At 63.6% G+C, this 22264-nt stretch carries 22 protein-coding genes; 12 read left to right on the top strand and 10 right to left on the bottom strand.

What is annotated here, in order from left to right; translation table 11 throughout:
- Position 1: 1 nt before the first annotated feature.
- The 6 genes from NKJ00_RS28425 to NKJ00_RS28400 form a co-directional block, all read right to left on the bottom strand.
- The gene (locus NKJ00_RS28425; RefSeq protein ID WP_127295464.1) at positions 2 to 988 is read right to left on the bottom strand and encodes an ABC transporter permease; all 987 of its coding nucleotides are present in this window, start codon (positions 986 to 988) and stop codon (positions 2 to 4) included.
- A complete protein-coding gene (locus tag NKJ00_RS28420; RefSeq protein WP_127295462.1) occupies positions 985 to 1965 on the bottom strand; it encodes an ABC transporter permease in 981 nt (326 codons plus the stop codon). Before NKJ00_RS28420 ends, NKJ00_RS28425 begins: the two co-directional genes overlap by 4 nt.
- Positions 1962 to 3509: a sugar ABC transporter ATP-binding protein gene (locus tag NKJ00_RS28415; RefSeq protein ID WP_352632105.1), complete on the bottom strand. Its 1548-nt coding sequence runs from the start codon at positions 3507 to 3509 to the stop codon at positions 1962 to 1964. Before NKJ00_RS28415 ends, NKJ00_RS28420 begins: the two co-directional genes overlap by 4 nt.
- A 79-nt stretch (positions 3510 to 3588) precedes the next feature.
- Positions 3589 to 4716: a sugar ABC transporter substrate-binding protein gene (locus tag NKJ00_RS28410; protein ID WP_352441169.1), complete on the bottom strand. Its 1128-nt coding sequence runs from the start codon at positions 4714 to 4716 to the stop codon at positions 3589 to 3591.
- A gap of 301 nt (positions 4717 to 5017) precedes the next feature.
- Positions 5018 to 6046, bottom strand: coding sequence for an HTH-type transcriptional regulator GntR (gntR, locus tag NKJ00_RS28405; protein ID WP_352611330.1), 1029 nt, complete (start codon positions 6044 to 6046; stop codon positions 5018 to 5020).
- Positions 6047 to 6223: 177 nt separating this feature from the next.
- Positions 6224 to 7453 carry an MFS transporter gene (locus NKJ00_RS28400; RefSeq protein WP_352611331.1) on the bottom strand — a complete coding sequence of 410 codons (1230 nt, stop codon included), beginning with the start codon at positions 7451 to 7453 and terminating at the stop codon, positions 6224 to 6226.
- Between the two features lie 170 nt (positions 7454 to 7623).
- On the opposite strand from NKJ00_RS28400, the gene NKJ00_RS28395 reads away from it, so the two are divergent.
- Entirely contained in the window at positions 7624 to 7914 is a 291-nt protein-coding gene (locus NKJ00_RS28395; protein ID WP_031213606.1) for a DUF3175 domain-containing protein, read from the top strand.
- Positions 7915 to 7926: 12 nt separating this feature from the next.
- Here the strand turns inward: NKJ00_RS28395 and NKJ00_RS28390 are convergent, their stop codons facing one another.
- Both NKJ00_RS28390 and NKJ00_RS28385 read right to left on the bottom strand, forming a co-directional pair.
- A complete protein-coding gene (locus NKJ00_RS28390) occupies positions 7927 to 8703 on the bottom strand; it encodes a FadR/GntR family transcriptional regulator (protein ID WP_023813240.1) in 777 nt (258 codons plus the stop codon).
- A 102-nt stretch (positions 8704 to 8805) separates the two neighbouring features.
- Positions 8806 to 9702, bottom strand: a complete 897-nt coding sequence (locus tag NKJ00_RS28385; protein WP_352632103.1) for an NAD-dependent epimerase/dehydratase family protein — start codon at positions 9700 to 9702, stop codon at positions 8806 to 8808.
- Positions 9703 to 9821: 119 nt separating this feature from the next.
- On the opposite strand from NKJ00_RS28385, the gene NKJ00_RS28380 reads away from it, so the two are divergent.
- Positions 9822 to 10760, top strand: a complete 939-nt coding sequence (locus tag NKJ00_RS28380; protein ID WP_352611333.1) for an NAD(P)-dependent oxidoreductase — start codon at positions 9822 to 9824, stop codon at positions 10758 to 10760.
- Between the two features lie 24 nt (positions 10761 to 10784).
- On the opposite strand, the gene NKJ00_RS28375 is transcribed toward NKJ00_RS28380, so the two are convergent.
- Together NKJ00_RS28375 and NKJ00_RS28370 are read right to left on the bottom strand one after the other, a co-directional pair.
- Complete coding sequence (locus NKJ00_RS28375) at positions 10785 to 11567, bottom strand: FadR/GntR family transcriptional regulator (protein ID WP_023813243.1); 783 nt, start codon at positions 11565 to 11567, stop codon at positions 10785 to 10787.
- Between the two features lie 197 nt (positions 11568 to 11764).
- Positions 11765 to 12754, bottom strand: a complete 990-nt coding sequence (locus NKJ00_RS28370) for a sugar-binding protein (protein WP_023813244.1) — start codon at positions 12752 to 12754, stop codon at positions 11765 to 11767.
- Between the two features lie 466 nt (positions 12755 to 13220).
- Between NKJ00_RS28370 and NKJ00_RS28365 the strand changes: the two genes are divergently transcribed.
- The 10 genes from NKJ00_RS28365 (at position 13221) to NKJ00_RS28320 (ending at position 22040) form a co-directional block, all read left to right on the top strand.
- Positions 13221 to 13961: an ATP-binding cassette domain-containing protein gene (locus NKJ00_RS28365; RefSeq protein ID WP_013530854.1), complete on the top strand. Its 741-nt coding sequence runs from the start codon at positions 13221 to 13223 to the stop codon at positions 13959 to 13961.
- A 41-nt stretch (positions 13962 to 14002) separates the two neighbouring features.
- Positions 14003 to 15001 carry an ABC transporter permease gene (locus NKJ00_RS28360; protein ID WP_023813245.1) on the top strand — a complete coding sequence of 333 codons (999 nt, stop codon included), beginning with the start codon at positions 14003 to 14005 and terminating at the stop codon, positions 14999 to 15001.
- 66 nt (positions 15002 to 15067) lie between these two features.
- Positions 15068 to 15835, top strand: coding sequence for an SDR family oxidoreductase (locus NKJ00_RS28355; protein WP_023813246.1), 768 nt, complete (start codon positions 15068 to 15070; stop codon positions 15833 to 15835).
- A gap of 175 nt (positions 15836 to 16010) precedes the next feature.
- A complete protein-coding gene (locus tag NKJ00_RS28350) occupies positions 16011 to 16838 on the top strand; it encodes an AraC family transcriptional regulator (RefSeq protein ID WP_352632101.1) in 828 nt (275 codons plus the stop codon).
- 130 nt (positions 16839 to 16968) lie between these two features.
- Complete coding sequence (locus NKJ00_RS28345; protein WP_127295458.1) at positions 16969 to 17412, top strand: SRPBCC family protein; 444 nt, start codon at positions 16969 to 16971, stop codon at positions 17410 to 17412.
- Positions 17413 to 17425: 13 nt separating this feature from the next.
- Entirely contained in the window at positions 17426 to 18220 is a 795-nt protein-coding gene (locus tag NKJ00_RS28340) for an FAD binding domain-containing protein (protein ID WP_127295456.1), read from the top strand.
- A 60-nt stretch (positions 18221 to 18280) separates the two neighbouring features.
- Positions 18281 to 18763, top strand: a complete 483-nt coding sequence (locus NKJ00_RS28335; protein ID WP_127295454.1) for a (2Fe-2S)-binding protein — start codon at positions 18281 to 18283, stop codon at positions 18761 to 18763.
- A gap of 13 nt (positions 18764 to 18776) precedes the next feature.
- The gene (locus tag NKJ00_RS28330) at positions 18777 to 20144 is read left to right on the top strand and encodes a xanthine dehydrogenase family protein molybdopterin-binding subunit (RefSeq protein ID WP_127295452.1); all 1368 of its coding nucleotides are present in this window, start codon (positions 18777 to 18779) and stop codon (positions 20142 to 20144) included.
- A gap of 1 nt (position 20145) precedes the next feature.
- A complete protein-coding gene (locus NKJ00_RS28325) occupies positions 20146 to 21150 on the top strand; it encodes a xanthine dehydrogenase family protein molybdopterin-binding subunit (protein WP_127295450.1) in 1005 nt (334 codons plus the stop codon).
- 8 nt (positions 21151 to 21158) lie between these two features.
- Complete coding sequence (locus NKJ00_RS28320; RefSeq protein WP_352441171.1) at positions 21159 to 22040, top strand: AAA family ATPase; 882 nt, start codon at positions 21159 to 21161, stop codon at positions 22038 to 22040.
- Positions 22041 to 22264 lie beyond the last annotated feature (224 nt).

The raw sequence follows: 22264 nt of genomic DNA, 5'->3' as shown, positions 1-22264 counted from the left end.
GTCAGCGGCTTGCCGGCGCGCGGCCGTAGAGCAGCAGCATGGCGACGATGACGACACCGTAGATGATCTGCCGCCCCGCCTCCGGCATCTGCATGACGGAGAGGATGGACTGCAGCAGCGTGATGAGGATGACACCGGCGACAGTGCCGAGATAAGAGCCGCGTCCGCCCAGGATCGAGGTGCCGCCAAGCACCACCGCGGCGATCGACGGCAGCAGATAAGCGTCGCCCATCGACTGCGCCGCCTTGGAGGCATAGCCCGCCAGAAGCACGCCGCCGAAAGCCGAGAGCCCGCCGGAGACGGCGAAGGCGATCATCACCACGCGCCGCGTATCGATGCCGGAGAGATAGGCCGCGCGCTCGCGGTTGCCGATGCCGTAGACGGTGCGGCCGAAGCTGGTACGGGTCAGCACGAACACCATCGCGGCTCCGATCAGCGCCCAGATGATGACCGCGTTGGGCACGCCCGGAATGGCGAAGCCGGTCGCCAGGTAGCGCATCGCGCCCGTCGCCGAATCCTGCGGCGAGAAGCCGCCGGTGTAGACCACCATCAGCCCTTGCGCGACGGCGTTGGTGGCCAATGTGATGATCATCGAGGGGATGCGCAGATAGGCGACGCCGATGCCGTTGACGACGCCGATCAGCATGCCGCAGAAAATACCGAACGGAATGGCCAGCGCCACGCCGACCGGGCCGTACGCCGCCGCAGCGCAGGCCATCATGGCGCCCGCCGCCACCGCCCACGGCACCGACAGGTCGATCTGACCGAGCAGGATGACCAGCATCATCCCGGTGGCGATGACGCCGAGGAATGAAGCCACCTTGAGCTGCTGCAGAAGATATTCAGGCGACAGGAAGCTTCTGGAATAGAGGCTGCCCAGGAACAGCAAGAGAACGATGCAGGCAAAGGCCGTCAGCACCGCCGGATCGGCACGGCGGATGAATCTGGGCATGCGGCCGGCAATGCCGCCAAGCGTCGTTTCGCTCACAGGAACCACTCCAGCCGGTTGCGGACCCGAAACAGGGCGAAGGCGCCGAGGCTGACGGCGACCAGCAGGATAACGCCCTGGAACAGCGGCTGCCAGAGCGGATCGAAATCGAAGACGAACAACAGGTCGCCGATGGTGCGGAAGGCCAGTGCGCCGAAGATGGCGCCGATCGCGCTGCCCTTGCCGCCGAACAGCGAAACGCCGCCGAGCACCACGGCGGCGATCGAAAACAGCGTGTAGGAGTTGCCGCTGGCATAGGCCGCTTCACCCGTATAGGTGAAGAAGGTCAGGAACAGTCCGCCGATCGCCGCCAGCAGGCCGGCCAGCGTGTAGGCGGCGAACTTGCCGCGCCGGATCGGCACACCCGACATGTAGGCCGCCGTCTCCGATGAGCCTGCCGCGTAGGCGGCGCGGCCGAGCACCGAGCGGCTGAACGGCACCCAGATCACCAGCACGACGGCCAGCAGGACGACCAGGCTCGCCGGCACCACGCCAAACACACGGCCGGTCAGCGCATCGGCCAGATCCTCATTGACCGAGCCGCCCGGGAATGGCCGCAGCAAAAGGCCGATGCCGTAATAGACGGCCCCCGTGGCAATGGTGGCGACGATCGGCTGCAATCGGCCATAGATGACGATGGCGCCGTTGATCGCGCCGCACAGCAGCCCTACCGCCAGCACGGCGATGACACCGAGCGTCGTCTGCATCGGCGTGCCGACCACCAGCCAGGAGGCCAGGCAGTTGGTCAAAAGGAAGATCATGCCGACGGACAGGTCGATGCCGGCGGTGATCACCACCAGCGTCTGCGCCATGGCGACAAAGGCGAGCAGCACACCCTTGTTCGACGCCGTCTGCACGACATTGGCGGTGAAGCCCGCCGGATGGTTCGAGGTGTAGATGACGAACATGACGATGAAGATGCCGAACGCCAGCAGCGTTCCGCGCTGCTCGGCCAGCCAGTAGCGCCAATCTTTCACGCGCTTGCTCCCAGGCCCACTGGGCTCTCCTCGCCATGGATGTTGAGCGCGCTTGATATCAGCGCCCGTTCGGTGATCTCGGCACCGACCAACTCGCGCTTGACCGCCCCGTCATAGAGCACCAGCACGCGGTCGCAGCAGCCGATCAGTTCGTCATAATCGGTCGAGTAGAACAGGATCGCCGCACCCGCGTCGGCCAATTTGCGCATCAGCTGGTACAACTCCTGCTTGGTGCCGACGTCGATGCCACGCGTCGGATCGTTGAGCAGGATGATGCGCGGCTGGCGCATCAGCCATTTGGCGATGACCACTTTCTGCTGGTTGCCGCCCGAAAGCGCGCCGACCGGAATGTCGAGGCCCGCCGTCTTGATCGCCAAGAGGCCGACCATGTCGTCGATCAGCCGCTGCTCGGCGGCGCGATCGATGATGCCGGCTTTCGACAGCCGGTCGAGCGCCGCGAACGACAGGTTCTCGCGCACCGTCATCGGCAGCATCAGCCCTTCGGTCTTGCGGTCCTCGGGAATGAGCGCCATGCCGATGCCGTCGTCGCGCGCAACGGATGGACTGGTGATCGAGACAGACTTGCCGTCGATCAGGATCTGGCCGCTGAGGCCCCGCAGCACGCCGAAGAAGGCGAGCAGCAATTCACGCTGGCCCTGGCCGTCGAGGCCGCCAAGGCCGACCACCTCACCTGCCCTGACGGTCAGCGAGATATCGTGCAGCCGGTCGGCCCATGAGAGCTTGCGGGCCTCGAGCCTGGGGGCCGCGGTGGCAGGCACGGCCGCCGGCTTGGGCGGAAAGATATGGCTGTATTCGCGGCCGATCATCAGTTCGACCACCTCATTGTCGCTCTTCGAGCCGGCTGCATAGCTGGCGACATTGCGGCCGTTGCGGAACACCGTGCACTGATCCGCCAGTTCGGCGATCTCGTTCATGCGGTGCGAGATGTAAAGCAGCGCCAGCCCTTCCGAGCGCAGCCGCTTCAGCACCGCGAAGATATTCGAGACATCCGCGGCGGTCAGCGCGGAGGTCGCTTCGTCGAGGATGAGGATGCGCGGCTTGCGTGCCAAAGCCTTGGCGATCTCGACCATCTGGCGGCGCGACAATGGCAGGTCCTTGACCAGCGCCAGCGGGTGGATGTCGGCTGCGCCGGCGCGAGCAAGTGCTTCTTCGGCCATGCGGCGCTGCGCCTTGCGGTCGATCATGCCGAAGCGTTTGGGCGGATCGGAAATGACGATGTTGTCGGCCACGCTGAGCTCAGGGACCAGCGACAGTTCCTGGAAGATGCAGACGATGCCGGCCTTGTTGGCGGCCCCCGGAGAAGCGAAGGTCGCCTCGCGCCCGTCCAGCGTCATGCGGCCCTCATCGGGCGCCACGACACCTGCCATGACCTTGATCAGCGTCGATTTGCCGGCGCCGTTTTCACCGAGAATGGCGTGGATGCTGCCGGCTTCGACGACAAGCTCGGCCTTCTCCAGCGCACGTACGCCGCCATAGCGCTTGGATATGCCTTCCATACGAAAGAGCGGAGCCGCACCGTCCATCGGCCCTCCCAGGGCGATTGTGGGATTGAGACAAGCGCCGCGGCACAAGCCGCGGCGCCAGGCGACAGCCAGCGATGATTTACTGGTTTTCCTTGGTCTGACCCATGATTTCCTGGGCGCTGAAATTGATGCCGCAGGTCGGGAAGGAATTGCCGACGAAGAAATTATCGGATTCCTTGGGGAAATAATCCGTGCCTTCCTTCAAGTTCGGGTCTTCGGCGATCGCCAGCGGCAGCTTCACCTCTTGTGGCACAACCTCGCCTTCGAGTGCGGCGATCGCGGTCTTGATGGCGACGGCGACCTGAGCCGGACCCGAGCCTGCGGACGAGCACTTCAGCCCGTCGGCCGAATGCGCGGCGCAGAACTTGCGGAAGCCGTTCTCGGTCTCGCCGCCAAACGGCACGAACGGATGCTTGGCGTCGATCATCGCCTGCACGATGCCGGTGTCGCCGCCCTGCCCGGTGATGCCGTCGAACGGACCGTTGGTGGCGATCGCATCCGCGGTCACTTTCTGTGCCACGCCGTCATCCCATTTGCCGGCGACTTCGGTCACGTCCCACTTCTTGCCGGACGCGTCGAAGACCTCGTGGATGCCGTTGTGACGATCGGTGTCGACCGAGGTGCCGGCGACGCCGCGCACTTCCAGGATCTTGCCGCCGTTCGGTATCTTGGCGACCAGCCACTTGGCCCACAATTCGCCAAGGCCCTTCTGATCGACATTGACGTTGATGGCGTCCTTGGTGTCGAGGATGTTGTCGAAGGCGACCAGCACGATGCCGGCTTCCTTGGCGCGCTTGATGACCGGACCGAAGGCCGTCGGGTTCTGGGCGTCGGTGACGATGGCGTCATAGCCGGAATCGATGAAATTGTTGATCGCCGAGATCTGTGCCGGCACGTCCTCGCCCGTCGAGACGACCTTGAATTCCTTGATCTTGGCTTTGACTTCAGGTTGTGCGGCGTAGGCCTTGGCCGTCTGCACCATCTGGATGCGCCAGGTGTTGGCGATGTAGCCATTGGCGAAGGCGATGCGGAACGGCCCTTCCTTCTTGGGATATTTGAAGAATTTGGTCTCCGCGTCCCACGGCGCGAAACAATCCGCCTGAGCGGCGGGACCCGACACGATTTCGGGTCCGGCGGCCATGGCGGCCGAATTGAGCATGACGAATGCAGTGGCGGCAACGACGCCACCAACCAGTGACTTGATCATCGATAATCCTCCCGATTGCAGTTCAGATTGTTCGTTTCGCAACGCGAATTTTCGCGCGATGGACCGGCACCTCCCGCCTCGCCATGCGCGTCCTTGGCCGCCCGTGGTGGCCGACCCGGTTCCTCCCTTGTCGCCGCCAGCGGTACGAAAACTATCATATTATCCATAATAAACAAGTATTAGTTGTCGCTTATGTATAATAAACAGGTACGCCCTGTCGTTGATGCACCTGCCTGCAGGAAATGGTAGCGCTACCAAATTGGCGTGTAAACCGGTATTCGCACAGTCGCTTCTGTGCGTTTCAACGCGCCGTGCTCTCGCGGCGCTTGAGCTCGAAACCGAGGTCGACGATCCGTTGCTCCGGTCTGTTGCCGGCGATCGCCGCAAGCGCCATGGCAACGGCACGCCGGCCGATCTCATAACGATGGGTGCGGATGCTGGTGACCGAAGGAAACGCCACCTGCATCATGTCGAGATCGTTGAAACCGACGATGCCGATCGTCTTCGGCACCGCGATCGAGGCGCGATGGCATTCGAACAAGACGCCGAGCGCGATATCGTCATTGTTGCAGAAGACACCGTCGAGTGTCGGCACCTTGGCCAGCGCATCGCGGAACATCTCGCGGCCGAGCGACACGCTGGACAGCACCGGCGTAGTGGTGACGAGGCGCGGATCGAACAGGCCCGCGGCCTCCATCGCCGCGCGATAGCCGGCAAGGCGCCGCTGCGAACGCGGGTCCATGCGCGCGCCGATGAAGCCGATGCGGCGATAGCCGGCCTCGATCAGATGCTCGGTCGCCGCCCTGCCGCCATCGAGATGCGAGAAGCCGACCATCATGTCGACGGGATCTGGACCGGTTTCCATGACTTGCACCACAGGGCAGCCGGCACTTTCCAGCAGCTTTCGCGAAGCCGGTGTCTGATCGATGCCGGCGACGATCAGCGCGGCTGGCCGTTGCGAACCGAACACCTGCAGCAGCCGCTCTTCCTCAAGGCCGGAATAGTGGGTGTTGCCAAGCTGGATGCGGAACGGGCTGGCCGACAGGCTGTCATAGATGCCACGCACCACCTCGGCGAAGACGTTGTTGGTCAGCGACGGCACCAGCACGCCGAACACCTCGGCGCGCGCCGAGGCCAGGGCCCGGGCATTCGGGTCCGGCACATAGCCCAGTTCGTCGACGGCGGCCTGGATCTGGCGGCGCAGCTCTTCGGACACACGCTCCGGCTCACGCAGGGCGCGCGACACGGTGATGGCACCAACGCCGGCCTTGCGCGCGACATCCGCGATGGTAGGGCGGCCGCCGCCCCGGCGCGAGCGCGGCTTGGTCAAGGACGCACTCCTGCCGACGGGCTTGTACAGCCAAGCGCCTTTGGAACCATATTCAGGGTCTTTGCCACCATCGTCATGCCAAACCGGCCTGTTGCCGCACCCACCCATCTTCCGGCGTCGCGCAGCCTTGGGTGGTTGTCAAGCCGCGCAGCTCCCGGACCATTGGGCACGGAGAGCTCAGGCCATCACGGCTGCGCTGCGCCGTGCCTTCCACAACAGCAGCCCGATCGCCAGTATGTTCAGCAAATTCCAGGCGATGCCGTTGAGGAACGCAGCCGCATAGGAGCCGGTCAAATCGTAGATCCAGCCCGACATCCAGCCGCCGATCGCCATGCCGAAGATCGTCGCCATCAAGACGATGCCGATACGCTGGCCAGCCTCTTTGGCCGGCATGTAATCGCGCACGATGATCGCGTAGCAAGGCACGATACCGCCTTGCGACAGGCCGAACACCAGCGACACCACATAGAGCGAGGCAAGCCCGTCGAACGGGATGTAGAACAGCAGCGACAGGCATTGCAGCACCGAGCCGATCATCAGTGTCCACACCGCGCCGATACGGTCGGCGAGGAAGCCGGACGCCAGCCGGCTGACGACGCCGCCCGCCATCATGATCGACAGCATGTCGGCGCCATGTGCGACTCCGTAGCCAAGGTCCATGCAATAGGCGACGATATGCACTTGCGGCATTGACATCGCCACGCAGCAGCCGAGGCCGGCGACGACCAGCAGCACCTGCAACGCCGCCGGCGACAGCGGCATCGACTGCACCGGCCGGCTTCCGGGCGAACCGGCGGCAGCCGCAACTGGGGCACCGCGCCGCAGCATCAGCACCAGCGGCACCATGGTCACCAGACAGAAGATGCCGATGGCGGCATAGGTGAAGCGCCAGCCTTCCGCCTTTATCAGTGTCGGCATGATGGTCGGCCAGATCGCTCCGGCGAGGTAGTTTCCGGCGGCCGCCGCGGTCACCGCGACACCGCGCCGGCGGTTGAACCAGTGCGAGATATCGGCGATCAGCGGCCCGAAGATCACCGACGTGCCGATACCGATCAGCACTCCTTGGGCAAGCGTGAATTGCAGGATCGAGGTCGACAGCGCCGCCAGCAGCAGCCCGGCGGAAAGCGCGATCGAAGAGAGCAGCGCCGGGATCCAGTATCCCATCCGGTCGATGGCGCGACCGACCAGCACGTTGCCGGCGGCGAAACCGACCATGGTCGCAGTGTAAGGCATGGACGCCGCGGCGCGGTCGACGCCGAACTCGGCCTGCACCGCGGGCAGCACGACGACGACAGCCCACATGCCGACGGCGCCGATCGTCGCCAGCAGCATCGAGATGGCGAGCCGCATCCAGGCATAGGAGCTGTCGATGCCGGGGCCGGGCTGGATGCTGTCGGTTCGGGTCAAGGCGTTTCCTGTCGGCGGTCTCGGAGATCGGCTGCCGTTTGCGCCACTATCGGCGCATTCTCAGGCCGCAGCAGCGCCACAGCTGGCAAATCCGTGGCTCCAGAGCCAGGACGGAACCGATGCCGATGTGCGGAGTTTCCCGGCAACCCACCCTGCAGAGGAGTCCTGCGATGACCGCCACCAGGAAAAAATGGTCGGCCGAGGTGACCGAGCACAGCGACGCGATGGATCTTGAGGATCACGTCTTCGAATCCGACGACGCCAGGAAGATCGCCGCCTCGCTCAAGCGATCCGCCGAACACAGCCACCGGCGCAAGGCCGAGCCGTTCCAGTCGGCCATGTCGATGCTGAACTTCTACATCAACCGCGCCGGCAAGAACTTGCCTGCCGCGCGCAAAAAAGTGCTTGAGGACGCCAAGGATGAACTGCGCAGCGCCTTCGGACGTGACAAGGATGATTAGCGGCGGCCGGCCCTACCGGGCGCGGATGACGCCGTCTGTGTTGGCGAGCAGTTTGCGCACTGCATTGCGCGCCGCGTCGGGGCGCTGCAGGCGGATGTTCTTCTCGATTGCCTCGTGCAGCTTCTGCGCGTGGTTGAGATCGTCGATCTCCCGCGTCGTATAGGCAAAGAGGTGATCGAAGGCGGATTCGATCAGTACGCCGAGCGGCACCAGCAGGTCGTTGCCCGAAGCCCGCAGGATGGCAAGATGGAAGCGCGTGTCGGCGCGGGTCCGCTCCTGCAGGCTCGTCGCCTCTCCCATCTCCCGGCAGGCCAGGCTGATCTCGGCCATCTGCTCGTCGGTTCTTCGCATGGCGGCAAACGCGGTCGCTTCCGGCTCGATGATGTGGCGGAATTCCTGCACCGTCTTGAGGAACACTTCGCGATCCGGCGACGTCGCGTACCAGGCAAGCACATCGCGATCGAGCAGGTTCCAGCGTTCCTTCGGCTCGACCCAGCTGCCGATCTTGGGACGTGAGGCCAAAAGGCTCTTGGCCATCAGCATCTTGATCGCCTCGCGCACCGCCGAGCGGCTGACGCTGAAGGTCTCCGACCATTTCGCTTCATTGGGCAGGATGGTACCAGGCGGATAGTCGCCCCGCACGATCCTGAGGCCGATTTCGCTGGCCAGCGAGGCGTGGACGCTGGAGCCTGGAATACGCGCGGCGTCCGCCCGGCGAACGCCGCCCGGACGGTCCCCGGAGGCCGCTTTCCCCAACGATTTTTCCTTGTTCGGCTTCGCGTCCCGCATGGGTTCCAGAAAGTCCGTATTAAGCAGGCTGTCAAGCGCGGCAAGCGGCTTGCACCGCAAAGCCGCCCGCTGTGCACAGATCAGCCTCGCTTGCTTCGCGGATCAGTCCTGCTTGACGTATCTGCGCCAGCTATGCTCCGGGCGGAAACCGAGCACGTCGCGCGCCTTGCGGTTCGACAGCAGCGTCTCGTATTCACCGAGCTCGGCCTTGAGCGGCACGCCGGGGTAGAACCGCTTCAAGAGTTCGGCGGTCGGCAGGTCGGACGAGGTGTCGTCGTTGGCGGCGTTGAACACCTGATAGCCGAGCCCGTCCTTCTCTATGGCGCGCAGCGTGATCTGGCCAAGGTCGCGCGCATCGACATAGCTCCAGGCGATGCGCTTGCGGAAACCCGGATCGGCGAACCATTTCGGAAACAGCGAATATTCGTGCGGCTCGATGACGTTGCCGATGCGCAGGGCATAGATGTCGGTGCCGTTGCGCTGCGCAAATGCCCGCGCCGTCTTCTCGTTGACGACCTTGGACAAAGCATAGCTGTCCATCGGGTCGACGTCATACTCCTCGTCGAGCGGGAAATATTTGGGATCGCGTGGCTCGTTGGCGAACACGAGCCCATAGGTCGTCTCGCTGGAGGCGATGATAATTTTGGGGATGCCGAGCTTTACCGCCGCCTCGATGACATTGTAGGTGCCGAGCGCATTGATGCGGAACACCTCGTTGTCGGTGGTGATCATGATGCGCGGGATGGCGGCGAAATGCACCACCGCATCGACCGCCTGCGGGCGCAGCGAAGGGTCGAATTCGTGCAGGCCCATATAGCTCGACAGTGCGTTGAACACCTGCCCGCTGTCGGTGATGTCGGTGATCAGCGTGCGCACCTTTGGGTTGTCGAGCGGCCTGGTGTCGATGTTGAGCACCTGGCAGCCTTGCTCGACCAGATACTGCACGACATGGCGTCCGGCCTTGCCGCTGCCGCCGGTGAACATGATCCGCTTCGTCATTTTGCTCTCCACATCCTCTGGGATTTATGTGTATTGTCAGACAATATCACCATCCGCAACCATCCTCGCCTGCAAAACGGCAGCGCCTGACATCAATCATTGCAACAGGACTTGAAGATATGAACACGACTGCCGCGAGCGAAAAGATCGGCTTCATCGGCCTTGGTCTGATGGGGCACGGGATCGCCAAGAACATCGTCGACAAGGGCTACAGCCTGACCTTCCTCGGCCGCAAGAACCGCAAGCCGGCGGAGGATCTGCTCGGTCGAGGTGCGAAGGAAGCATCAACCTCGCGCGATGTGGCGGCGGCGTCTGATATCGTCTTCATCTGCGTCACCGGTTCGCGCGAGGTCGAAGCCATCATTCGCGGCCCGGGCGGCCTCAAGGAGGGTTTGAAGAAAGGTTCGGTCGTCGTCGATTGCTCGACCTCAGATCCAGTCTCGACCATTGCGCTTGCCGCTGAGCTCAATGCACTCGGCATCGATTTTGTCGACGCACCGCTCAGCCGCACGCCGAAGGAAGCCTGGGAAGGCACGCTCGACGCCATGGTCGGCGCACCGGACGCCCTCTTTGCCAGGGTGAAACCGGTAATCGAAACCTGGGCCGGCCGCATCGTCCATATCGGCGACACCGGCGACGGCCATCGCATGAAGCTGCTCAACAATTTCATCTCGCTCGGCTACGCCGCGATCTATTCCGAGGCACTGGCACTGGCTGAGAAGGTCGGCATCTCGCCGCCGCGCTTCGACAGCGTCATTCGCAATGGCCGCATGGATTGCGGCTTCTACCAGACCTTCATGCGCTGGACGCTGGAAGGTGACCGCGATGCGCACAAATTCACCATCGCCAATGCCTTCAAGGACCTGACCTATCTGGAATCGATGGCGGGTGCGGCCGGCATTGCCAACCCGCTCGGCAACGCCACCAAGAACTCCTTCGCCGGTGCCCATGCAACCGGCCCGGCCGAGCAATTCGTACCGATGCTGGCGACGCATATCGCTGGGGTGAACGGTGTCGACCTGATGCCGATGAAGGATGGCAAGAAACAGACCATTTAACCGATTGCCCAACGCCGGCGCCGATCACCGCCGCCACCGCCCTATCCCATCGTCGGTATCTGCAAGCAGCTTGTGCACGGCGTTGCGCGCAGCGGCTGGGCGCTGCAGGCGGATGTTCTTTTCGATCGCCTCATGCAGCTTCTGCGCCTGGCGCTGATCGGCGACCTGCTGTGTCGTGAATGCGAAGAGATGGTCGAGCGCCGATTCGATCAGCACGCCGAGCGGCACCAGAAGGTCGTTGCCGGAAGCGCGCAGGATGGCCAGATGAAAGCGCGTATCGGCGCGGATACGCTCCTGCAGGCTCAAGGCCTCGCCCATGTCGCGGCAGGCCTGGCTGATTTCCGCCATTTGCTCGTCGCTGCGCCGCATGGCGGCAAAGGCCGACGCTTCCGGCTCGATGATATGACGAAACTCCTGCACGGTTCGCAGGAACGCCTCGCGGTCGGGCGCCGTCGCGTACCAGGCCAGAACGTCGCGGTCGAGCAGGTTCCAGCGCTCCTTCGGCTCGACCCAACTGCCGATCTTGGGGCGTGAGGCCAACAGGCTTTTCGCCATCAGCATCTTGATGGCTTCGCGCACCGCCGAACGGCTGACATTGAAGATCTCGGCCCATTTGGACTCGTTGGGCAGGATGGTGCCGGGCGGATAGTCGCCACGCACGATCCGCAGGCCAATCTCGCCGGCCAACGAGACATGGACGCTCGCCCCCGCAAAATGCGCGGCACCAGCCTTCCGCATGACAGCCGGACCGTGGCTCGCTTGTGCCTTGGTTAGGTCGGTTCGCTTGCTTGACTTCTCGTCCGGCATCCACGTTCCAATGCGTCGACCGTCTGTCGTCCGGACTGGTCCGAACCGTACGGGCGCCGATCTCGTTGCCGAAAAATCCAGATCACGGGCGCGGCAAAGCCGGAGCCGATTGCCCCAACTATTGCGTCCGTTCGGGAATACCGCTTCCGTTCAGGAATGACGGGGCGCCCGCAACCGGGCGCCCCGAAATCGAGAACCTACTTCTGGATGCAGGTGTCGACCGTATCCTTGGTGCACTCGTCGAGGCCGGTGAACACCGGATCGGCGACCGCCTTGCCTTCGATCAGGTCGATCATCACCGACGGTGCCTTGTAGCCCATTTCGAACGGCCGCTGGCCGACCAGAGCCGTTACAAGGCCGTCACGAGCGATCGCCACTTCGTCGCCGATCGTGTCGGCGGCGCCGATGACGAAGTCGTTGCTGGCGATCCGGTCCTTGAGCGGCCCGAACAGATCGCGGTAGGGCTGCGGCGCGCCGAACAGCGGCCAGCCGCCCATGATGCCGAAGGCGTCCAGCTTGGGGTTGGCGGCGAGGATGTCGGTCATCGCCTGCACGCCCTTGGCGCCATCGTCATTGGTGAACACCGGGCAGCCGGGAACTTCGGTCCAACCACCTTCACCCGCAAGTGCGGCAAGGCCTTCCTTGCCCGACAGTGCGTCACGCATGCCTTGCGCACGGCGCAGGATGTTGTCGGCTGCCGGGTTGCCTTCGATGGTGCAGATCGTGCCACCATTCGGCTTGCCCTTCTTGATGTACTCGCCGATCTTCTTGCCCATCAGGTAATTGTCGGTACCGAGATAGGTCTTGCGAAGACCTGCGTCTTCCTTGCTGAGATCGGCATCGACCGTCATGATCGGGATCGTCGGATTGGCGCTCTTGATCGTCTGCGCGATCAGCGGCGCGTTGGACGGCGAGATCGCCATCGCGACCGTGTCGGCCTTGCTCAGCATGTCCTGGACGATCTGCGCCTCGCCGGCCTCGTCCGAAGTCGACGCCGGACCGGTGTAGAAGCATTCATACTCCGAGCTGGCGTTTTCCTTGTTCCATTTCTCGCAGCCCTGGTGGATGGCCTCGAAGAACGGATTGTCGAGACCTTTCACGACAATGACGAGCTGTTTCTTGGCCAAAGCCGGCCCGGCACCCAACGCCATTGCGGCGACGGCGGCGAGCAAAAGTGTTTTCCTCATGTCAGTCCTCCCTTGAAACAAACGGACACGGCGTGCCCGCCATACAGATCGACCGGATGCGTGATGACCGAGGGTCGTTTCGCGAGCGCTCGTGTCGCCAGGACAGATCGATAAGCATTTCCAGATTCGGCTTCAGATCAACTCACACACAGGTGCCGCTGGATCCTGGACCGTCAAACCTCCGCCGATTCCGGCCGGCGAACCGCCAGCGGAGATCGGCATAATCTCCTCCGACGCTTAGCTAATATCGGCTTGGCGCCAACGTCAATGCTATTTGTCCTACAAAACGGATTTTTAAAATAGTCCTGGCCCAATTCGTCCGACAATTGATTGACGTGCGCCGGCTTTTGCGTAAAAGAACGCTAACGCCGTCTTCGGGAGGAGCCGGGGAGAGCGAGGCCAAAGCAGCGTCGGCATCCACGCCGGGAACAGCAGCAGGTCGCAAATCACGGGGAGGCAAAGGCTGGTGGCGGTTCTCGAACTCACCAACATCTCAAGGCATTTCGGCGCCATCCAGGCCGTCAACGACGTGTCGCTGTCGATCGAGCCCGGACAGGTGGTCGGCCTCATGGGCGACAACGGCGCCGGCAAGTCGACGCTGGTCAAGATGATCGCCGGCAATTTCCGCCCGAGCCATGGCACCATGCACATGGACGGCAAGGAATTGATCCTGCACAAGCCGGCGGAAGCCCGCCAGCACGGCATCGAGATCGTCCACCAGGACCTTGCGCTCTGCAACAATCTGACCGCCGCCGCCAACGTCTATCTCGGCCGCGAGTTGCGGCGCGGCGTCGGGCCGTTCCGCATCCTCGACTATGCCTCGATGTACAAGCGTGCCGGCCAGCTCTTCGCCGAATTGAAGTCCGAGACCCGTCCGCGCGATCTCGTCAAGCAGATGTCGGGTGGCCAGCGCCAAGCGGTGGCGATCGCCCGCACCATGCTGTCGCAGGCCAAGATCGTGCTGATGGACGAACCGACGGCCGCTATCTCGGTGCGCCAGGTCGCCGAAGTGCTGAACCTGATCCGCCATTTGCGCGATCAAGGCATTGCCGTCGTGCTGATCAGTCACCGAATGCCTGACGTCTTCACCGTCGCCGACCGCGTCATAGTCATGCGGCGCGGCCGCAAGGTCGCCGACAAGACGATTGCGTCGAGCTCGCCCGAGGAAGTCACCGGGCTGATCACCGGCGCCATCGAACAGGTTTGATTTCAGCGAATTTCACCACGCACAGCAGATGAAGGTCGACGATGGCACTGACAATTGACCAGCCGATCGAACACAAGCAGCAATCCCTGCCGGCAAGAGTGTTTGCCAGCCAGACCTTCTGGGTGGTGATCGCCGTTATCCTCGCCTGCGTGTTCCTGTCGTTTGCCACCGACGCGTTTGCCACGTCGAAGAACCTCTACAACATCACCCGCAACATCACCTTCGTCGCCATTATCGCGCTCGGCATGACCTTCGTCATCATCACCGGCGGCATCGACCTCTCGGTCGGCTCGGTGCTGTGCCTGTCGTCGATGATTTTGGCCGTCACGATGCATGCCGGCTACTCGATCGAGGTCGGCATCCTGGCCTCGATCGCCACCGCGCTCGCCATTGGCGCCTTCAACGGCGTGCTGATCGCCTATCTCGGCTTTCCACCCTTTGTGGTGACGCTCGGCATGCTGTCGATCGCCCGCAGCCTAGCCATGGTCGCCTCCAACAACACGGTCGTCTTCCAGTTCGGGCCGGACCACGCCAAGCTTCTGTCATTGGGCGGCGGCGCCTGGGTGTTCGGCATCGCCAATCCGGTGCTTTACATGATCCTTCTGGCGCTGATCACCGGCTTTATCCTGCGTTGGACGAAGTTCGGCCGCCACATCTTCGCCATTGGCGGCAACGAGCACGCGGCAACGCTGACCGGCGTTCCGGTGCGCCAGATCAAGGTTGCCGTCTACATGATCTCGGCGCTGTCGGCCGGCATTGCCGGCATCATCCAGACCGGCTGGCTGGGTGCCGTCACCACCAATCTCGGCACCGGCATGGAGCTGCAGGTGATCGCCGCAACCGTCATTGGCGGCGCCAATCTGGCTGGCGGCGTCGGCACCGCCTTTGGCGCCATCGTCGGTGCGGCCCTGATCGAGGTGATCCGCAACAGTCTCGGTCTGCTCGGCATCAATGCCTTCTGGCAAGGTGTGTTCATCGGCGGCGCCATCCTGCTGGCGGTGCTGTTCGACCGCATCCGCAATTTCCGCCGCAGCGACTAGAACCATGATCCCGAAAAGTGGAAACCGGTTTTCAGGCAAGATCATGGTCAAACAAAAGACTGTTTGATGGCCAACTCCCTGTTCAGCCTCGAGGGGCGGGTGGCGCTGGTGACTGGCTCCGGTCAAGGCATCGGCTTTGCGCTGGCTCGGGGCCTCGCCGGACACGGTGCAAGCATAGTGCTGAACGGTCGCGACACCGCCAGGATCGACAGCGCCGTCGAAAAGCTGCGCGATGTCGGCTTCAAGGCGCACGCCTCGGTATTCGACGTCACCGATTTTCAGGCGGTCAACGCGGACATTGCCCGCATCGAGGCCGAGATCGGCGCCATCGACATCCTCATCAACAATGCCGGCGTGCAGTTCCGCGCTCCGCTCGAGGACTTTCCCGAGGAGCAGTGGGAGCGCCTGTTCAAGACCAATGTGTCGGGCGCCTTCCATGTCGGCAAGGCGGTCGCCCGCCACATGATCCCGCGCGGCAAGGGCAAGATCATCAACATCGGCTCGGTGCAGAGCGAGCTGGCAAGGCCGAACATCGCACCATACACCGCGACCAAAGGCGCGATCCGCAACCTGACAAGGGGTATGTGCGCCGACTGGGCGAGATACGGCCTGCAGATCAATGCGATCGCACCCGGCTATTTCCGCACCGAGATGAACCAGGCGCTGGTCGACAATCCGGAATTTTCCGCCTGGCTGGAAAAGCGCACGCCCGCCGGGCGCTGGGGCAATGTCGACGAGTTGATCGGCGCCGCCGTGTTCCTTGCCTCCGACGCATCGTCTTTCGTCAACGGCCATACGCTGTATGTCGATGGCGGCATGACGGCTTCGGTTTGAAGGGCGTTCTTCCCTTGTGGGAGAAGAGGAAACCTATCGCTCAGTCTGAAAATCCGGCCGCATCGGCCGTCATTGGCCCTCGCCGCCCCCGCGCGTCTTGACGCGGCCCCGAACTCCGCCGCACAATCCCTGTTGCAGGCGAAGGGAGGCCAGTCGTCTGCGGGAGGATATACCCATGACGGAAGCGATCAGGCTCTACTGGGGCCGGTTCGGACATGTTTCTATCCTGAATGTCGCAAGCGACTTCGTCACTCATGCCCATGTCGAGGCCCATCTGATCATCTGGCTGGAAGGTACGGCCGGCGAAATGACCATCGGCCGCGAGACCGTCCGGCTTGGACCTGGAACGGCCGCCGGCATCAACTCCTTCCAGCCGCACAGCCATGTTCTGTCGCAAAACGGGACGCCCGGTCTGTTTCTCGCCTTCTACATCGATCCCGACTGGGCGCGGCGCCGCCGCGACCTGCCTTCGTCTGCGCCGCTGTTCTCACAAGCCGCGATCACGCTGGAACCGTGGCTGCATCAGGCCGCCGCCAATCTGCTCGACCACCTCAGCGACAATGAGAGCGTCGACGATATCGCCCACTACGAGATCGAGCGTTTCATCGATAGCGTGCTCGACGCCGCCGACGCCTCGGCGCCGCAGGAGGCCCGTGTCCGCATCAACACCATGCAGGATTTCCGTGTCCGCAAGGCAATCCAGCTGATGAAGGCCAATGTCTGCGAGCGCATCTGCTTCGACGACGTGGCGCGCAGCGTCGGCCTGTCGCGACCGCATTTCTTCGCTTTGTTCAAGGAACAGACCAATCTGACGCCCAATGTCTACTGGAATACGCTGCGCATGGAGGAAGCGGTGCGGCAGCTGCAATGGTCGCGGGAGCCGCTGATCTCGGTCGCCTGCAATCTCGGCTTCACCACGCAGGGCAATTTCTCGCGCTTTTTCCGCGACCATGTCGGCGTGCCGCCGACGCTCTACCGCGAGGCCGCGCGGGCGATTGCCTGAACCTGTCCTCGTTTAGTCAAGGTCGACTGTTTTTCAGACTCCTTGATACACGCTCAAGACGCATTGATAAGCGTCGCTGAAATGGCCGCCCTACCCTTGCACCGGATCGCTTTTGCAAGGGAACATTTGAATGGCCAAAGTCACCATATCCAGCGTCATCGACGCGCCGGTCGAAAAGGTCTGGGCGCGCATACGCGACTTCAACGGGCTGCCGGGCTGGCATCCGCGCATGGTGGAAAGCCACATTGAAGACGGCAAGGATGCCACCACGATCGGCTGCGTGCGCAATTTCCAGCTCGCCAGCGGCCCCCGCCTGCGCGAAAAGCTGCTCGATTTTTCCGATCAGAATTTCCTCGTCAGCTACTCCATCCTGGAGACGCCGCAGCCGCTGACCAATCACAAGGCGACGCTGCAGTTGCGGCGCGTGACCGATGGCGACCGCACCTACGCCGAATGGACCGCCAGCTTCGACGCCGCGCCCGAGGAGGCAGACAAGCTGGCCGAGGGCATGGGCGCCAATGTCTTTCAGGGCGGCTTCAACGCTCTGAAAAGCCATTTCGCCGGCCAGAGCTGACAGGAGCCAAACCATGGCGCTGGCACTGCAGACCTTTGCAACGGTGAAAGACGCGAACGCGGCACTGAAAGCCCAGGGCACACGCTATCTCGGCGGCGGCACGCTGGTCGTCCGCGCGGCCAATGAGGGCGATGTCTCGGTTTCCGGCCTTGTCAGGTCGACCGAGCCGTCTTTGTCCACCATCGCCGTTGCCGGTGGAAAAGCCCGTGTCGGCGCTTCGGTGACGATGGCGGCGATCGCCGGCCATCCGGAGCTCGGCACGCTCGCCAAGGCCGCCCGCGCCGTCGGTGGCCCGGCCATCCGCAACATGGCGACCGTCGGCGGCAATCTTTTTGCCCCGGCCCCCTATGGCGATTTCGCTGTTGCCCTGCTGGCGCTCGATGCCATGGTCGGCACCGATGGCGGCGAAACGCCTATCGAGACTTTTCTGGCCAATCGGGACGGCAGCCGTGCCGTCGTCACTTCCGTGAGCTTCACGCTTCCGAAGGCCGACAGTTTCCGCTTCCTGAAAGTGTCGAGGGTCAAGCCCAAGGGCGTCTCGGTGCTCAGCATAGCCGGTGCTCTGGAACTGTCGTCGGATGGCACCGTGACCTCGGCGCGGATCGCGCTCGGCTGCATGGCGGATCGGCCAATGCGCGCCAGGGCGGCGGAAAAAGCGCTGATCGGCCGAAAGCTGACCGCTGACGGCATCGCGCCGGCCTTGGCCGCGGCCGGTGATGGCACCTCGCCCATCACCGACCCGATCGCCAGCGCCTGGTATCGCGCCGAAGTCTTGCCGGTTCATCTCGGCCGGTTGCTGCTCGCATAATATTTCGTTCGGGGGCGCGCGTCTGTCCGCCGGTTCGGGCAGGCGCGCTGGGAGGAAAACATGGCAAAGGTTCCGGTTCAATTCACGCTCAACGGCTCGGAAAAGGCCGAATTCATCGACAGCGGCACGACGCTGCTTCAGGCCCTGCGCGACAAGATCGGCGACACCTCACCGAAAGGCGGCTGCCATCAAGGGACCTGCGGCGCCTGTTCGGTCATCATAGACGGCGAACTCAGGCTCTCCTGCCTGACCTTGGCCGAGACCTGCGATGGCGCCGTCATCAGCACGACATCGGGACTTTCGGAAGCTGGCGTGCTGCACCCGCTGCAGCGCGCCTTCCTCGACACGTTCGCCACGCAATGCGGCTTCTGCACGCCGGGCATGATCATGGCGGCAAAGGTGCTGCTCGACCACACACCCAACCCCAGCCGCGACGAGGTGGTCGAGGCGCTGTCGGGAAACATCTGCCGCTGCACCGGTTACGAGCCGATCATCCAGGCGGTGCTGACCGCCGCCCGCGCCAATTCGCAGAACGCGGCCTGAGGGGTCCAAAGCAATGGAACTGCGCAAGAACTACTTCACTGATATCCGCAAGGACGATCTGAACGAGATCGGCCAGCCCCGGCCGCGCTCGGATTCGCCAGGCCATGTCACCGGCAAGACCGCCTTTTTCGCCGACCGCAATTTCCCTGGCATGCTGCACCTGAAGATGGTGCGCAGCCCGCATCACCATGCCCGCATCCGCTCGATCGACACCTCGGAAGCGGAAAAGCATCCGGGCGTGGTGAAGATTCTGACCGCCAAGGACGTGCCGCACAATGTCTACACCATCCTGATCCTGATCCAGGTCGGGCCGGAGGACGAGACGGTGCTTGCCGACGGCAAGGTGCGCTGGAAGGGCGAGGCCGTGGTGGCCGTGCTGGCCGAAACCGAGCGTGCCGCGCAGGAGGCCGCAGCCAAGGTCAAGGTCGACTATGAGGTGCTGCCGGCCGTCTTCGACATGGAAGAGGCGCTGAAGCCCGGCGCGCCCCTGGTCAACGAATATCACGGCCAGAATTATTACCTCTATGACAGCGGCGAGTGCCGCAAGGTGCGCTTCGGCGATGTCGAGGCGGGCTTCGCCGGCGCCGACCACATCCTGGAGGAGAGCTACCAGTCCTCGCCGATCGAGCACGCGCCGACCGAGACCACCGGCTGCGTGGTGGCACCCGAGGGCAATGACCGCTTCACCTGCTACACCAACACGCAGGCGATGTTCTTCACGCTCGACAACACCTCGATCATCCTGCAGATGCCGGGCAGCAAACTGCATTTCGTCGGCGGCACCGTCGGCGGCGGTTTTGGCGGCAAGGTCGACGTCATCGTCGAGCCCATCGCCATCCTCGGCGCAAAATTAACAGGACGACCAGTCTGTTTTATCTACAGCCGCGAGGAGGAGATGCAGATCTCGTCGCCGCGAGCGGCCGAAAAGGTCGTCATCAAGGACGGCGTCATGAAAGATGGCCGCATCGTCGCGCGCAAGGTCACCGGCTATACCGACGCCGGCGCCTATTCGCGCCACTCGCCCTATGGCGCGCAGAAGGGTGCGGGGCACTATCCCGGCCCCTACACCATCCCGAACGTCTGGATCGACACCTACTGCGTCTACACCAACCGCACGCCCTCCTCCGCCATGCGCGGCTTCGGCGTCACCATCGGCGACTTCGCGCTGGAGGTGCAGATGGACAAACTGGCGCGGCTGATCGGCATGGATCCGCTCGAATTCCGCTTCATCAACGCCTATCGCGACGGCGACATGAAAGCGCATCGCCAGCCGACCGAGGGCGCGGCGCTGATCGAATGCATGCAGGAAGCCTCGCGCGCAGCCAACTGGCCGGTGGCGGAGAAATACATGGCCATGTCGTCTTACGTGAAGGGAGCTTGAGATGGCGATCAGGCGTGGACGCGGCGTTGCCGCGATCAACTATCCCACCGGCATGAACCTCGGCGGCGACCCGACGCAGGCGCTGGTGCATTCGACGCCGACCGGCAATTTCATGGTGACGCTTTCCAGCGTCGATCTCGGTCAGGGCATGAAGCAGATCATGGCGCAGATCTGCGCCGAGACGATCGGCGTGCCGACCGACCGTGTCGTCGTCGACACCGCCGACACCGACACCGGCCCGCACTGCATGGGCACATTCGCCTCGCGCGGCACCCACCGCGCCGGCAACGCCGTCATCCAGGCGGCAAGGGAAGCGCGCCAGGTGATGCTGGAAGTGGCCGCCGAGGAGTTGGAGGTCAACGCCTCCGACCTCGAGACCGATGGACAGGGCAACATCCTGGTCAAAGGCGCACCGCAAAAGTCGATCTCGATCTTCGATGTCGCGCTGTCGGCGCATTTCAAGCGTGGCCGCTCGATCTCCGGCCGCGGCATGTTCCTGATCCCGCGCTCCTATCCCGAGAAGGAAACCGGCGCGATGAAGCCGTCGACCTGTTATGCCCATGCCTGCACGGTGGCCGAGGTCGAGGTCGACGACGAGACCGGCGAGGTTACCGTGCTGACGGTGAAGAACGTCTTCGAGATCGGCCGCGCGCTGAACCCAAAGATGGTCGAACAGCAGCTGGTTGGCGGCTCCTGGATGGGCATCAGCCATGCGCTCTATGAGACAACCGAGCCCTATTATCCCAACCGCGACCATGGCGGCACCGACTTCAACCAGTATCTGATGCCCGGCCCCGGCGATCTCGCCGAGACCGAGATCATCGTTCTGGAGCGGCCTTCGGCGGACGGACCATACGGCGCCAAGGGGCCGGGCGAAATGTGCGCCAACCCGCAGATCCCGGCCGTCGCCAATGCCGTCTTCGACGCCGTCGGCGTGCGCATCGACACTCTGCCGATCACGCCGGAGCGCATCCTGCGCGCGCTGAAGGCGCAAACGGCGAATTGAGGGCTGGAATGACAGGGACAAGCGCCGAGACTGTCGCGACCTCGCCGGAGGCGGTGGCGCAGCACCTGGCCGCCTCGCGCTACCTTGCCGACGAGAGCCTTTCGACCGCGATCTTCCTGGCAATCCGGCTGGGCAAGCCGCTGCTGCTCGAAGGCGCGCCGGGCGTAGGCAAGACGGAGGCGGCGAAGGCGATCGCCGCGCTGCTCGGCCGTGATCTGGTGCGGCTGCAATGCTATGAAGGCATCGATGCCGCGCATGCGCTCTACGAATGGAACTACCAGCGCCAACTGCTCGCCATCCGCCATGCCGGCGAGCATGAGATCGACATCTACGACGACCGTTTCCTGATCGCCCGGCCGCTGCTGCAGGTGCTGAAGGCGCCCGAGCAGCGCGTGCTGCTGGTCGACGAGATCGACCGCTCGGACCACGAATTCGAAGCGCTGCTTCTGGAATTCCTCTCCGACTTCCAGATCAGCATTCCCGAGCGCGGCACCATCCGCGCCACGGCACAGCCGATCGTCATCCTGACCTCGAACCGCACCCGGGAACTGGCCGAAGCACTGCGCCGCCGCTGCGTATACCACTGGATCGGCTATCCCGACGCCGAGCGCGAGGCCACCATCATCATGCTGCGCGCCGGCGATGTAGCGCAAGCCACCGCACGCGCGGTGGCGGCGGCCGTGCAGACCATTCGCGCCCGCCCGCTCGCCAAGCCGCCCGGCATTGCCGAGGCGGTCGAATGGGCCAACGCCGCGACCATCCTGGAAAAAGGCGGCAGCCCGTGGCCGGAAGCCTTCCGCCGCGCCATCGGCGTGCTGATCAAGGACGAGGAGGATCTCTCCTACATCGAGCCCGAGCTTGGCCGGATTGTCGAGGAGGCGCTGGCGTGAGCCGAGACCTCAACGGCACGTTCTCCCCGTTCATTCCGCAACGCTGGCGGGACAGCACCCCCCTCTGTCCTGCCGGACATCTCCCCCTCAAGGGGCCCGTTGCAAAATTGTGTGGATGTGGTTCCCTGTTTTTGAAACGGGGATCTTGCGATGACGACGAAGCCGAGCGGTCAGTTCAGTTTTGTGGAGGCTCTGCTGCCGCAGGGTCTTGGTCGGAGCGGTCG

The sequence above is a fragment of the Mesorhizobium sp. M0227 genome (genome assembly GCF_040321855.1).
In the GTDB taxonomy this organism is placed as follows: Bacteria; Pseudomonadota; Alphaproteobacteria; order Rhizobiales; family Rhizobiaceae; genus Mesorhizobium.
The sequence above is the reverse complement of the archived record's forward strand: the minus strand, read 5'-3'. Positions and strand labels throughout refer to the sequence as shown.